This window comes from Actinoplanes sp. NPDC051411 (assembly GCF_040682075.1).
Taxonomy (GTDB): domain Bacteria; phylum Actinomycetota; class Actinomycetes; order Mycobacteriales; family Micromonosporaceae; genus Actinoplanes.
In genome coordinates this window covers 33,584-46,702 of record NZ_JBFBAD010000080.1, presented here as the reverse complement: position 1 = coordinate 46,702, position 13,119 = coordinate 33,584, and the positions used below count along the sequence as shown (strand labels likewise).

The 13,119-nt window shown below is 67.3% G+C and carries 10 protein-coding genes; 4 read left to right on the top strand and 6 right to left on the bottom strand.

The features are described from left to right. From AB0M88_RS35000 to AB0M88_RS34990, 3 genes are all read right to left on the bottom strand, one after another. On the bottom strand, positions 1 to 1,677 hold a 1,677-nt coding region (locus AB0M88_RS35000; protein ID WP_364110092.1), incomplete at its 3' end, for a ricin-type beta-trefoil lectin domain protein. Between the two features lie 19 nt (positions 1,678 to 1,696). Then, positions 1,697 to 3,178, bottom strand: a complete 1,482-nt coding sequence (locus AB0M88_RS34995) for an arabinofuranosidase catalytic domain-containing protein (protein WP_364110091.1) — start codon at positions 3,176 to 3,178, stop codon at positions 1,697 to 1,699. Positions 3,179 to 3,503: 325 nt separating this feature from the next. Then, entirely contained in the window at positions 3,504 to 4,514 is a 1,011-nt protein-coding gene (locus AB0M88_RS34990; RefSeq protein WP_364110089.1) for a substrate-binding domain-containing protein, read from the bottom strand. A gap of 214 nt (positions 4,515 to 4,728) precedes the next feature. Here AB0M88_RS34990 and AB0M88_RS34985 point away from each other — a divergent pair, with 214 nt between their 5' ends. From AB0M88_RS34985 to AB0M88_RS34970, 4 genes are read left to right on the top strand one after another with little or no spacing between them, the layout of a single operon-like run. Then, positions 4,729 to 6,039 (top strand): sugar ABC transporter substrate-binding protein, encoded by a 1,311-nt coding sequence (locus tag AB0M88_RS34985; RefSeq protein WP_364110088.1) that lies wholly within the window; start codon positions 4,729 to 4,731, stop codon positions 6,037 to 6,039. 33 nt (positions 6,040 to 6,072) lie between these two features. After that, positions 6,073 to 6,954, top strand: coding sequence for a sugar ABC transporter permease (locus tag AB0M88_RS34980; RefSeq protein WP_364110087.1), 882 nt, complete (start codon positions 6,073 to 6,075; stop codon positions 6,952 to 6,954). A 34-nt stretch (positions 6,955 to 6,988) separates the two neighbouring features. Continuing rightward, positions 6,989 to 7,867 carry a carbohydrate ABC transporter permease gene (locus AB0M88_RS34975; RefSeq protein WP_364110086.1) on the top strand — a complete coding sequence of 293 codons (879 nt, stop codon included), beginning with the start codon at positions 6,989 to 6,991 and terminating at the stop codon, positions 7,865 to 7,867. Between the two features lie 49 nt (positions 7,868 to 7,916). Then, complete coding sequence (locus AB0M88_RS34970) at positions 7,917 to 9,554, top strand: hypothetical protein (protein WP_364110085.1); 1,638 nt, start codon at positions 7,917 to 7,919, stop codon at positions 9,552 to 9,554. A 22-nt stretch (positions 9,555 to 9,576) separates the two neighbouring features. Here AB0M88_RS34970 and AB0M88_RS34965 read toward each other — a convergent pair whose 3' ends face one another. The 3 genes from AB0M88_RS34965 to AB0M88_RS34955 are packed head-to-tail and all read right to left on the bottom strand — an operon-like array spanning position 9,577 to position 13,118. Next, a complete protein-coding gene (locus AB0M88_RS34965) occupies positions 9,577 to 11,310 on the bottom strand; it encodes a trehalase family glycosidase (protein WP_364110084.1) in 1,734 nt (577 codons plus the stop codon). Positions 11,311 to 11,340: 30 nt separating this feature from the next. After that, entirely contained in the window at positions 11,341 to 12,150 is an 810-nt protein-coding gene (locus AB0M88_RS34960; RefSeq protein WP_364110083.1) for a carbohydrate ABC transporter permease, read from the bottom strand. Further along, positions 12,147 to 13,118: a sugar ABC transporter permease gene (locus AB0M88_RS34955; RefSeq protein ID WP_364110082.1), complete on the bottom strand. Its 972-nt coding sequence runs from the start codon at positions 13,116 to 13,118 to the stop codon at positions 12,147 to 12,149. Before AB0M88_RS34955 ends, AB0M88_RS34960 begins: the two co-directional genes overlap by 4 nt. Position 13,119: the final 1 nt, after the last annotated feature.

Below are 13,119 nucleotides of genomic sequence, written 5' to 3'. Positions count from 1 at the left end.
CGCGCTCGCCGTGGCTGACCGCGTACCCCTGGGCGGCCGCGGTCTCGGCCCACTCCCGCAGCTGGTCGGCGCGCTCGGGGCCGCCTGGTTGGACGCGCCGTTGCAGGTCCACAACTGAACCGCGGTGTTGTTGGCCGTGGCGCCGCCGGCCACATCCAGACACAGTCCGGATTGGACGCCGGTGATGCTGCCGTCGGAGTTGACGTTCCATTGCTGGTTGACCTGGCCGTTGCAGTCCCAGATCTCGACCTTGGTGCCGGGGGAGGTCTGGTTGTTGTAGGCGTCCAGGCACTTGCCGACCACCTGGAGCTGCTTGCCGCCGGTGTAGGTCCATTGCTGGTTGGCGCCGCCGTTGCAGTCCCAGATCACGACCTGCGTTCCGTTGGTGGTCGTGCCGTTCGGATCGTCCAGGCACCGACCCGATGCGCTCCCGCGAATGGTCCTCGTCGTGGTGCCGCCGGTGGTGCCGCCGGACACCCGGTACATGACCACGCCGTGTCCGGGCACCGAGGCGCTGATCGAGCCGGTGGTCGTCGTGGTCGTCCCGGCCCACAGGTCGTTGAGCGTGTAGCTCGAGGCGCCGGTCTTGCCGATCGCCGACGCGGTGGTGCTGATCGTGGCGGTCGAGGCGTTCTCGTTGAACAGCACCACCGAGACGTCGCCGTTGGCGAGCGGCTTGGCCAGGACGTCGAGGCCGCCCGAGGTGCTGACCATCCGGCCCTGTTTGCCCGCCGAGTCCTGGTCGACGGCGATCACCGCCTTGTTGCCCAGGATGGACAGCGTGGTCGAACTCGCGTTGACGAGGTTGTTGCCGGCCAGCAGGGGCGCGGCCATCTCGGCCCAGAGGCTGAAGTGGGCGCGGTCCTCGGTGGCCGACATGCCGTTGCCGACCTCGAGCATGTCGGGGTCGTTCCACTGGCCCGGCCCGGCGGAGGCGGACAGGCCGACGTTCTGGTGGAAGATCGAGAGCATGCTGCCGTAGTTGGCCTGGATGTCGCCGGTCGTGCGCCACAGGTTGCCGACGCTGCCGGCCCAGGTCCAGGGCGAGTTCACGCCCCATTCGCAGATGCTGTAGACGATCGGGCGCCCGGTGGCGGCGAGTGCGTCGCGCATCGCCGAGTAACGGGCGATGTACTGCTGGGTCGTCGAGCTTCCGTTGTTGTTGCAGTTGTCGTACTTCAGGTAGTCGACGCCCCAGGAGGCGAACGACCGGGCGTCCTGGGTCTCATGGCTGAGACTGCCCGGGTAGCCGGCGCACGTCGCGGTGCCCGCGTCCTCGTAGATGCCGAGCTTCAGGCCCTTGGAGTGCACGTAGGCGGCGGTGCCGGAGATGCCGTCGGGGAACTTGGTGAAGTCGGGCTGGAGGTTGCCGGCCGAGTCGCGGCTGTGCTGCATCCAGCAGTCGTCGATGTTGACGTACTGGTAACCGGCGCCGGCCAGGCCGGCCGATACCATCTTGTCCGCGGTCTGCTTGACCAGCGTCTCGGAGACGTTGCAGCCGTAAGCGTTCCAGTCGTTCCAGCCCATCGGCGGGGTCAGCGCCAGGTTGTTGGCCAGCGCGTGCGCGGGAGCGGCCGGCCGGACGTCGACGAACCAGCCGGCCGCGCTCACGGCGAGCAGGAGCACGGCCAGGCGGGTCAGCCAGCGACGGCCGTCCCGGTGATGTGTCGGGTACATCGGATTCCCTCTCGTCGGGTCAGCTGCGCTGAGTCCACTGCTGGTTGGAACCGCCGTTGCAGGTCCAGAGGATCGCCTTGGTGCCGTTGGCGGTGGCGGCGCCGTTCGCGTCCAGGCACAGCCCGGACTGAACGCCGGTGATGGTGCCGTTGGCGTTGAGGTTCCATTGCTGGTTGGCCTGGCCGTTGCAGTCCCAAATGATGACGCCGGTGCCGTTGCTGGTGCCCTGGTTGTTCGCGTCGAGGCACTTGTTGCCGTACACCTGCAGCTGTTTGCCGGACGTATAGGTGAACCGTTCTCCGGCGTTGCCGGAGCAGTCCCAGATCTGCAGCTGAGTGCCGTTGGTGGTGCTCTGGCCGGTGACGTCGAGGCAACGGCCGGACTGTCCGCCGACGAGCTCCACGTTGGACGGGCCGCCGCTGCCGCCGCTGCCGAAGGAATACCCGGCCGCCGTGATGTTGGACTGGACCGCGCTCTCGGTGGCGTCCGACGGGTAGCCGGAGGTGATCGCGCCCTCGAAGAAGTAGCCGATCCCGGTGACGCTGTTGTCGCCGCCGGTGCCGAGCAGCAGCGAGCTGTCGGTCTTCATCGGCGAGTAGCCGTTCGGCAGCGGTCCCGAGAACGTCGTGGTCAGCCCGCCACTGTTGGCATTGCCGTACTTGAGCGCGAAGTTGCTGGTGCCGTTGTTCTTCTCCCAGGCGCTGACGAACGGGAAGTGCACGCCCGAGTTGGAAGCGTCCTTATTGGAACCGGTGTTCGTGTGGTACATGCCGTTCTCGAGATCGGCCTCGACCCACGGCCCGCTGCCGACGCAACCGCCGAACCAGCACGCGGTACCCCACTCGATCGCGTTCATCGTGGCGTTTCCGGTGTCGGTGTGGGAGTTCTCGCCGCTGCCGTAGTCGAAGCAGCACCACTGGTCGACCGAGTTCGAGGACGTGACCATGTAGATGCCCTCGGGGTGTGAGCCGGTGGGCGCGTTGCGGGCGTTGTCGACCCGGTAACCGACGCCCTGGGTGACCTTGATCCCGTACGCCGGGTGGCCCGCGACGGTGAGCGGCAGAGCTTTGGCGTCGGCCCCCACGTCGGCGCCGTTCGGACCCGGGCCTTTCCAGTAGCCGCCCCACGAGATCGGCATGTCGTTGTGGTTGGTGGTCTGGTCGTAGATCTTCGTGATGGTGCAGGACGTGCCGGCGCAGAACGAGTCCTGGGCCGCCGCGTTGGCGTAGCCGCCGGCCGAGAGCAGGCCGACGTCCGAGTACGCCTTGTCCGAGGCCCGTTGCACTTGGTAGAGCGGTCCGTTGTACGACCCGAACAGCGCGCGCGTGGTGCTGTGGGCACCGATGCACGGGGTGCCGCCGGCGGCGTAGATGTCGCACGCCTGACTCGTCGCGGCCAGTGCGCCGGTGGCCGGTGGGCCGACGACCGCCGCCGCGGCAGCGAGCAGGGCCGCGGCAAGCACCGCGACGGCCGCGCGTAGACGGCCTCTTATTCTGTTCATGGCATTGCCTTTCCGCGCCTGCCGCCGAGGACGGCCGCGCCGGTTATCGGGGGTGAGGCGCCCGCAGCGGCGAGGACGTCCGCGCAGGTGTTAGCGCCCAACAGGCAACGGCCCCGGGAGGTCCGGGGATTGAGAACGTTAACACCTCGATTCGCGAGGTTGCCAGAATGTTTCGACACATTCAAGTGGCTAATTGCGCGTCGGGTGCAGACCTTCTGGCCTCGCCATCCATAACGGCTTTTCATGCGGCTTTTCGAATTCATTGCCGCAGGAATTGCTATCGGATGTGACTTCCGGCGGAACCGCTACTTTTCGGGCCGCGGCATCACGACGAGGGCACGGGACCGGTCGAGTCCCGGATGTTGAGGGTCGTCGCCAGCTGGAGGTGCCGGGAGGCGGGCTGGACGCCCGCGGCCATGCCGAGGACGGTCTCGACGGCCATCCGGCCCATGCCGACGAGGGGCTGCATGACCGAGGTCAGCCGGGGGGTGGTCCACTGGGTCTGGGGCGTGTCGTCGAACCCGGTGACCGACAGTTCGCCCGGGACGGCGATGCCGAGCTCCTTGGCCGCCGCGAGCACCCCGACCGCGATCTCGTCGTTGCCCGCGACGATCGCCGTCGGCTTGTCGCCCAGCGTCAGGATCTCGTCCGCGTGCCGGCGACCCGCCTCGACGGAGAACGTGTCGTGGCGGATCAGCACGGGCTCGGAGGTGATGCCGGCCGAGTGGAGGGCGGCCTGATATCCGTGGAATCGTTCGGCCGAGGGGGCGGAGCCCAGCGGGCCGCCGATCCAGGCGATCCTGCGGTGGCCGAGTCTGATGACGTGCTCGGTCGCCGAACGGCCGCCCGCCCAGTTGGTGGAACCGATGCTCACCACACGTGAGTCGGTGGTGTCGATCGGGTCGATCGCGACCGCCGGCAGCTCCGCGTCCTGCGCCGCGAGGAGCACCGAGTCGGGCACGGCGACGGCGAGCGCGATCAATCCGACGGCGCCCGCGGCCCGCAGCTCCTCGACCCAGGTGCGGGCCGCTCCCCGGCTCGTGCCGCTCCACCCGTGGGGCGGCAGGCGCAGGAGGAGCTCGGCCTGTGCGGCGGTCGCCGCGGCCAGGATTCCCTGCAGCACCGTGCCGGCATAGCGGGACTCCACGATGTCGAGCACGGTGACCAGAGTCTGGTTGCGGCGCACATCCCTGCGCGCCGTCGTCGGCTGGTAGCCGGTCTCCTCGATGACCCGCAGGATCAGGTCGCGCGTGTTCGCCGCCACGTCGGTGCGCCCGTTGAGGACTTTCGAGGCGGTGGCCGGCGAGACGCCGGCCAGCCGGGCGACGTCCGCCAACGTGGCACGCCGGGTATGAGGTCGCCCGCTCACCGAGACTCCGATCCCACGTCGAAAATGTTTCGAAGATGCGGGCCCACGTTACACGCATTCTCCCGTCCGGCGGCCCATCGACGAATCCTTGACGTGCTGAAGGGCCCCGGGTAGCGTCCGCGGCATCTCGAATATGTTGCGAAAAAGTTTCGGTCGCATTCATGGACGTCAGGAGGCGTACGTGAGGCTCTTCCAGAAGCAGGCCGGTCACCTTGCCGCACTACTCGTGCCGGTGCTCCTGCTGGCCGCCTGCACCGGCGGCTCCGGCGACGGCGGCGACAGCGCCGGCAAGCAGGTCAACCTCACCGTCTGGAGCTGGGACGGCACCGTTGCCAAGTCGGTGCCCGGCTTCGAGGCGCAGAACCCCGGCATCAAGGTCAAGGTCGTCAATGCCGGCTCGTCGTTCGACGAGTACACGGCGCTCGACAATGCGATACAGGCTCACTCCGGCGTACCCGATCTGGCGATGTTCGAGTACTTCGCGGTGCCCTACTTCGCCATCCCGGGCAAGCTCGCGGATCTGCAGAAGTACGGCGTCCAGGATCTCAAGAACGACTACGTCCCGGCCGCCTGGAACGACGTGACGGTGAACGGGAAGGTCTACGCGCTGCCCTCGGACTACGGTCCGTCGGCGATGTTCTACAACGCCGTCACGCTCAAGAAGGCGGGTGTGAACCAGCCTCCCGCGACCTGGGACGAGTACTACCAGGACGCGAAGAAGGTGCGCGCACTGGGCGGCAACTACTACATCGCCCAGGACACCGGCGATCTCTTCTTCCTTCTCTCGTTGATCTGGCAGGCCGGCGGCCGTCCGTTCAAGGTCGACGGCACCAAGGTGCACATCGACTTCACCGACGCGGGTACCACCAAGGCGGTCGCGTTCTGGCAGAAGATGCTGGACGAGCACCTGCTCAACACCAAGGTCACGGCCTGGTCCGACGACTGGAACCGCACCCTCAACGACGGAACTCTCGCCTCCCAGATCATGGGCGGCTGGCTGACCTCGACGCTGCCGGAGCGCGCGCCGAAGGCCGCCGGCAAGTTCCGGGTCGCCCTGATGCCGCAATGGAATCAGGGTGACCGGGTCGGAGCCGAGAACGGCGGAAGCTCCTTCGGCGTGCCGGCGGCCGCGAAGAACAAGGACGCGGCGTTCAAGTTTCTCGAGTACTTCACGCACGGCGGAGGACTCGCCCCCCGCGTCGCCGAGGGCGCCTTCGTGCCGAACACCTCCGTGCTGAGCAGTACCGACAACCAGAACAAGCCGAACAAGTACTTCGGTGACCAGAAGGTCGGGGCGGTGCTGGCCGAAGCCTCGGACAGCGTCGCGAGCGGCTGGCAGTTCCCGCCCTTCTTCGAATGGGCCCGATCGACCTACGGCGACCTGGTGACCAAGTTCTACACCACCGGCACGGGCTCGCTCGCCGAAATCCTCGAGCAGTGGAAACAGCAAATGATCAAGTACGGGAATGAGCAGGGTTTCCAGGTGGACTGACGGTTGTCCATCGGCGGCACGAGGAGACGCGCCTTGGAAAAGCAGAGAACCGGAAGGAATATCGGGCTGGCGTTCATCGCGCCGTTCGGAATGTTGTTCGCCCTGGTGTACGTCGTGCCGATCCTGTACGCCGGTTACCTCAGCCTCTTTCAGAACAAGCTGATCGGCGGCAACACGTTCGCCGGACTGGCCAACTACAGCAAACTCCTGCACGACCCGCAGTTCTGGAACGGCGTGAGCCGGGTCTTCCGGTTCACGCTCGTCCAGGTTCCCGTCATGCTGCTCCTCGCCATGGTCCTGGCGCTGGCGCTCGACTCCCGGCGACTGAACGGCACCCGGTTCCTGCGGGTGTCCATCTTCCTTCCGTACGCGGTGCCGGCGGTCGTGTCGACGCTGATGTGGGGGTTCATGCTCGGCGTCAAATACGGACTGTTCGGCAGCCTGAACTCCGCCCTCGGCACCGACCTCGACCCCTTCACCCCGAGCACCACCCTGATCTCGATCGGGGTGATGGTGACGTGGGCCTTCACCGGCTTCAACATGCTCATCTTCTACGCGGTGCTCAAAGCCGTTCCCCGCGACCTGTACGAGGCGGCCGCGCTCGACGGCGCGACCGAACTTCAGATGATCCGCCGAATCAAGCTGCCCGCCCTTCGTGGATCCCTGGTCATCGCGGTCATCTTCTCCATCATCGGCACGTTCCAGATGTTCAACGAGCCGCAGATCCTGCCGTCGATGGTGGCGAACAGCGGTATCACCACCTACTACACACCCAACCTCTACGCCTACAGCCTCGCCTTCACCGGATCCCAGCAGGGCTATGCGGCCGCACTCGCGCTGGTGATGGCGGCGATAACGATCGCCGTCGCCTATGCCGTTCAGATCAGGGGACTGCGGAATGCCTTCGATCACTAGTACCCGAGCCGAATCCGGGGACGCTGTCGCGGTCGTGTCGAACCGCTCTCGGCTCTATACGGTCGAGAACCCGAAGAAGAGCCTGACGGTCACCCTCATGACGGGCGTGTTCACCCTCTACTGCCTGCTGCCACTCGTCTGGCTGGTCATCAACGCGACGAAATCGCAGGGCGACTTCGTCTCCTCGTTCGGGCTCGCGCCCGGGCGCAAGTTCGCCCTGTGGGACAACATCGTCGAGGTGTTCCGGTACCAGGACGGGATCTTCTCCCGCTGGCTCCTCAACACCGTCATGTACGTCGTCGTGGGCGCCACGGTATCGACGTTCCTGGCCGCGCTCGGCGGCTACGCCCTGGCGAAGCTGCGTTTCCGCGGCAAGCGGGTGTTTCTCTTCGTCGTCCTGGGGTCGATCGCGGTCCCGGGCATCGCGCTGGCGATTCCGCAGTTCCTGCTGTTCGCGCTGCTCGGCATCACCAACACGCCACTGGCCGTCCTCATACCGTCCTTCATCAACCCGTTCGGGCTGTATCTGATGTGGGTGTTCGCGGCCGAGGCCGTGCCGACGGATCTGATCGAGGCCGCGAAAGTCGACGGCGCGGGGGAGTTCCGGACGTTCTTCCGGATCGCGCTTCCGATGCTCGCTCCGGCCAGCGTGACGGTCCTGCTCTTCTCGTTCGTCTCGATCTGGAACAACTACTTCCTGCCGTTGATCATGCTCAAGGACCCGAACTGGTATCCCCTCACGATCGGGCTCAACGAATGGAACAAGCTGGGTTCGACGGCCGGTAACGGTGCCCTGATCCAGAACCTGGTGATCACCGCGTCGTTGCTGACGATCGTTCCGTTGATCATCGCGTTCCTCAGCCTGCAGCGGTACTGGCAGTCCGGCCTGTCGCTCGGCGCGGTCAAAGGCTAGGTCCCGCCGGCGAAAAACGCTCCCGCCCGCAGAGAAGAAACGTGGAGTCATGACGAACGACGACGGGTTCGAAGCGCGGTTCCGGATTGACGGCGAGCTCCGTGACGAAGGTGCGCTGCCCCACGTCTGGGCGGCGTGCGTCGGCGCCGGACGAGCAAACGAAGCACTACGCGCGGACTGGCAGCAGCAGTTCTCCGACATGGTGGAGTCCTGCCGGTTCCGGTACATCCGCTTCCACGGGATCTTCCACGATGACATGTTCGTGTACCGCGAGAGCTACGGTCACGGCTTCGGCGAGAACCGGCCCCTGGCCTCGCCGGTGTACACCTTCAGCTACGTGGACAAGGTATTCGACTTCATTCTCGATCGCGGCGTCCGCCCCTTCGTCGAGCTCGGCTTCATGCCCCGGGAGCTGGCGACGAAACAGGAAACGGTGTTCTGGTGGGGCGCGCACGGCAGCCCGCCGAAGGACATGGCGCGCTGGGTCGATCTGGTCACGGCGTCGGTCGAACACTGGATCGACCGGTACGGTCTCGCCGAGGTGCGCCAATGGCGGTTCGAGGTGTGGAACGAACCGAATCTGGTCCCCCATTTCTGGACGGGCACCAAAACCGAATACTTCGAGCTCTACGAGCAGACCGCGGTGGCGATCAAGAAGATCGACTCCGAGCTGAAGGTGGGTGGGCCCGCGACGAGCGTCTTCGTGCCCGACGATCGTTACCGGGGCGAGGTCGAGGACCGGGCGGCCATGCACGCGACGGCTGCCGCGTCCGATGTGGACGCCCTCGACTGGCGCCCGGTATGGGTCGAGGACTTCATCGCGTGGTGCGCGGAGCGGGAACTGCCGATCGACTTCGTTTCCACGCACCTTTACCCGACCGACTTCGCGTACGGCGCCGACGGCCGGGCGGTCCACATCGCCCGGTACGCCGACGCGACCTTCGACGACCTGAACCGCCTTCGCCGGCTGGTGACGAAGAGTCCGTATCCGAATGCGGAGATCCACATCACCGAATGGTCGACCTCGCCGTCGGCCCGGGACTTCGTCCACGACAGCCTCTTCGCGGCCACGTACATCGCGCGGGCGTACCTGAAATGCGCCGCTCTCGCCGATTCCCTCTCCTATTGGACGTTCACCGACGTGTTCGAAGAGGGAGGCGCCGGGCTCGGACCGTTTCACGGCGGGTTCGGGCTGGTGAACGAGGCCGGCATCGCCAAGCCGACCTACCACGCGTTCACGATGCTCGAGCGGCTCGGTGACCGGCTGCTCCTTCAGACGCCGCACGGCGTCGTCACCCGCGACAGCCGGACGTCGGCCCTGTCCGCCCTCTTCTTCAACTATCCCGAGGAGATGGCGCTGCGGAGCGTCGGCTCGGCGAACTCGTACGAGGCCACTCGCGCGCTGGCCGAGACGGGGCCGACCCGGAGAATCCACCACTCGATCGGTGGGCTGGAGCCGGGGACCACGTTCCTCGTCGAGATCCTGGACGGGGAACACGGGAACGTCGCCGAGGCCTGGCACCGGCTCGGGTCCCCACTCAATCCGTCCCGGGCCGAGAGCGAATACCTGAACGCGGTCGCCGGCTCGCTCCTCCGGTACACGGTGACCGTGCCGGACGACGGCGTGCTCGACCTCGACGTCGACCTTTCGCCGTGGGCGGTGATGTCGCTGCGGCAAGCGGCGTAGAAGACCCGGGCTCACCGGCGGGTTATCGCTCCTGGCCGGATCCACGACGAGGGCTACGGCCATGCCCGGCGGCGAGGATGAGGTAGCTGCTGGCGGTCCACGTGTAGGCGCGATCGCGGAGCCCGACGCCGGTCTGGGCGTCGAAGTTCTCGGCGAACCCGGATTTCTCGCAGAGGGCCCGGAAGCGTGCGCTGATGGTGTCGGCGAGTTCGTGGTGGCCGGCGCGGCGTAGACCGTCCTCGATGAGCACGGTGGTGGGCGCCCAGATGGGCCCGCGCCAGTAGCCGTCGGCGGCGTAGTCGGGCGAGTCGACCGGTTCGGTGGCCAGACCGTGTTCGGTGAGGTGCCCGGCGAGGCGCTTGGCCAGGGCGGCGCTGATGTCGTCGGGCAGTTCGGCGCCGAGGACGATCGGCATGAGGTTGAGCAGGCTGCGGCTGTGGTGGGACCGGCCGGTGACGGCGGACCGGGCGGTGAACTGGTCGTCCTGCCAGAGCTCGGCGAAGAGGGCGTCGCGGAGCTCGTCCGCGGTTTTCTGCCATTGCCGGGCCTCGCCGGGCTGTTCGAGGTCGGTGGCGATGGCGGCGAGTTCGCGCAGTTGCAGGATCAGGAAAGCGGACAGGTCGGCGGTCTCGATGAGGCGGCCGTGGTCGAAGGTGGTGGCGTTGTCCCAGCCGCTGTCGTTGCCGTGCTGGTAGTGGGCGAGCGGGTGCCCGGGCGTACGGCGGTGGTCGAGCCAGAAGCGGGTCCAGGCGGCCAGCTGACGGTAGGCGCCGGCGAGCTCATCGCGGCCGAGGTCGAGCCGGGGGCGCAGCCGGCGGAGGGCCCATCCATGGATGGGCGGCTTGACGAAGTTGTAGAGCACCTCGGAGTGGGTTATCGAGTCCGGCAACGCGCCGGCCGGGTCCTGGTGGTCGAAGGGAAGCTGAAACTGGTCCCACGCCAGAGCCGGCTCGCCGCCGGCGAGGGCGAGCGCGTTGAAACAGTGGTCCCAGCTCCACACCTTGTCCATCCAGTGTTTCGACATGAGGACGCCGGGCCGGGTGAGGAAGCCGGCCGGGTTCACGGTGGCCGACCACAACACGTACGCGGCGAGCTCGGCCGCGGGCGTGGCTTCGCCGCGCCAGGGAGCTATCGCCTCGACGAAGGCGGCGAACTGGGCCGCCGCCGCGGCGACGGTGTCGTCGAAGGACAGCGCGGCGCCGGGGGTGCCGCGGGTGGCCGGCTGTTCCTCGATGGCGATTTCCCACGGCCGGCCCGCCGGCAGGGTGAGGTGGCGGTCGGCTCGGCCGAGGGCCTCGAGCCCGGCCGTCCGGATGGTCGCCGGGGTACGCGCGGTGATCCGGTAGCGGCGTCCGGTCTCGTAGGACGTGAGCACGTAGGCGTCGTCGACCGGGTCGCGGTAGAAGTAGCTGCCGCTGAACGGGGTCAAGGTGGTCGCGGCGGCTTCGAGGCGCAGGCCCAGGCCGGTGCCGCGCACGCGGATGGTGCCGGCGCTCTGGTAGGTCGCCTCGATGCGCAGGGTGTCGTCGTGTTCGTGGTGCCAGGTGAGCAGCGAAGGAGTGGCGGTGGTCCGGGTGGTCGCCCGGTGGTCGTTGTGCAGGGGGAGAAAGCGCAGGACGGGGTGCATGCCGGTTTGGTGGGAGACGAGGTGCAGGTCCTCGGCGTAGGTCTTCTCGGCGATGACCGGCGAGATGTCGAGCCACGATCCTCGGTAGGAGAACGGGATGTCGAGAATGGAGAAGGTGGGACCCGGCACGGTGCCTGCTTTCTGATGGGACGGGGCCGGTCAGTCCTTGACCGCGCCGGCGGTGATCCCGGCCGCGACGTAGCGCTGAGCGATGATCAGCAGGATCGCGGTCGGGATGGAGGCGATCACGGCGGTGGCCATGATGGCATTCCACTGCTGGTTGTTGTTGCCGATGTAGTGGTAGATGCCGAGGGTGACGGGCTGGTGGGTGCCGCCGCCGTCGAGCGTGCTGGCGAAGACGAAGTCGGACCAGGCCCAGAGGAACGCGAACAGGCTGACGGTGACAATCGCGTTGCGGGATACCGGCAGGATGACCGAGCGGAAGGTGCGCCACCGGGAGGCGCCGTCGATGAGCGCGGCCTGGGTGAGTTCCTCGGGGATGCCGGACATGAACGCGGTGAAGATCAGAACGGCGAACGGCACCGCGATCGTCGAGTCGGCCAGGATCAGCCCGGGCAGGGTGTTCAGCACGCCGGCCCTGAGGTAGACGGCGTAGAAACCCATCGCCATGATGATGCCGGGGATCATTTGCGCGACGAGCAGGACGAGGCTGATCAGCCGTGCTCCGCGGGGGCGCAGTTTCGCCAGGGCGTAGCCGGCCGGGGCGGCCAGCACGACGGTCAGCAGTACGGTGCCGACGCCGATGAGCAGGCTGCTGCCCAGGTACGGCAGTTGCTGGTCGACGACGGCCCGGTAGCCCTCGAGGGTGCCGTGGACCGGGATCAGATAGGGCGGGTCGTGGCGCATGTCGGTGTCCCTGGTCAAGGACACGTTGATCATCCAGTACAGCGGGAACAGCATGACCGCGGTGAGCACGACGCCGACGGCGGTTTTGAGCGGCCGGGTCATGACGCCTCCTGCCGGCGCTGTACGCGGATGTAGATCAAGCCGAAGATCAGCGCCAGGATGATGAGCAGGTTCCCGACGGCGGCTCCGGGGCCGAACCGGGGGAGCAGGCTGCCGAATCCGAGCCGGTACGACCAGGTGGCGAACGTGGTCGACGAGTCGGTCGGCCCGCCCTTGGTCATGATCCAGATGATGTCGAAGACTTTGAGCGTGTAGACCAGGCCGAGCAGCAGCGTGATCGCCGACACCGGCCGCATCAGCGGGAAGGTGATGCGCCAGAACCGCTGCCAGCCGTTGGCCCCGTCGAGCGCGGCGGCCTCGTTGACGGTCTCCGGGATCGCCTGCAGGCCGCTGTGCAGCACCACGAGGTTGAACGGGATCCCGATCCAGATGTTGGCGATGATCACCGACACGAGCGACCACGACGGTGAGGTGAGCCAGTTGACCGGATCCACACCGACCAGGCCGAGGGTCCAGTTGACGATGCCGGAGTCGCTGTTGAGCATCCAGGACCAGGTGCTCGCGCTGACGATCAGCGGGAGCAGCCACGGCACCAGGAACAGCGCCCGCAGGGTGGACGAGAGCGGGAAGTGCTGCACGAAGAAGACGGCCAGGGCCATGCCGATGGAGAACTGGAAGAGGATCGACACGACCGTGAAGACCAGGGTGTGGGTGATCGCGGGCCAGAACGTGGGGTCGGCGAACACCCGCCGGTAGTTGTCGAGGCCGATGAACGGCGCGCCGCCCTGAACGAAGGACCGCACGGTGTAGTCGCGCAGGCTCAGGTCGAGGTTGCGGTACATCGGGTAGGCGTAGAACAGCGCCAGGTAGACCAGGACCGGAGCGAGAAAGGCCCAGGCGGCCCAGCGTCCGGACGGCCGGCGGCCGGAGCCGGCCGGGGGCGCGGCCGGCGCCGCACCCTCGGCATCGTGCGTCCCGTGTACCGCGAGGGAGGCATCGGATCGGGTCATG

Bases quoted from the DNA above. Each gene is read 5' to 3' on its own strand.
- AB0M88_RS34955 (WP_364110082.1), bottom strand. From the start codon at position 13,118: ATGACCCGATCCGATGCCTCCCTCGCGGTACACGGGACGCACGATGCC.
- AB0M88_RS34970 (WP_364110085.1), top strand. From the start codon at position 7,917: ATGACGAACGACGACGGGTTCGAAGCGCGGTTCCGGATTGACGGCGAG.
- AB0M88_RS34995 (WP_364110091.1), bottom strand. From the start codon at position 3,178: ATGAACAGAATAAGAGGCCGTCTACGCGCGGCCGTCGCGGTGCTTGCC.
- AB0M88_RS34960 (WP_364110083.1), bottom strand. From the start codon at position 12,150: ATGACCCGGCCGCTCAAAACCGCCGTCGGCGTCGTGCTCACCGCGGTC.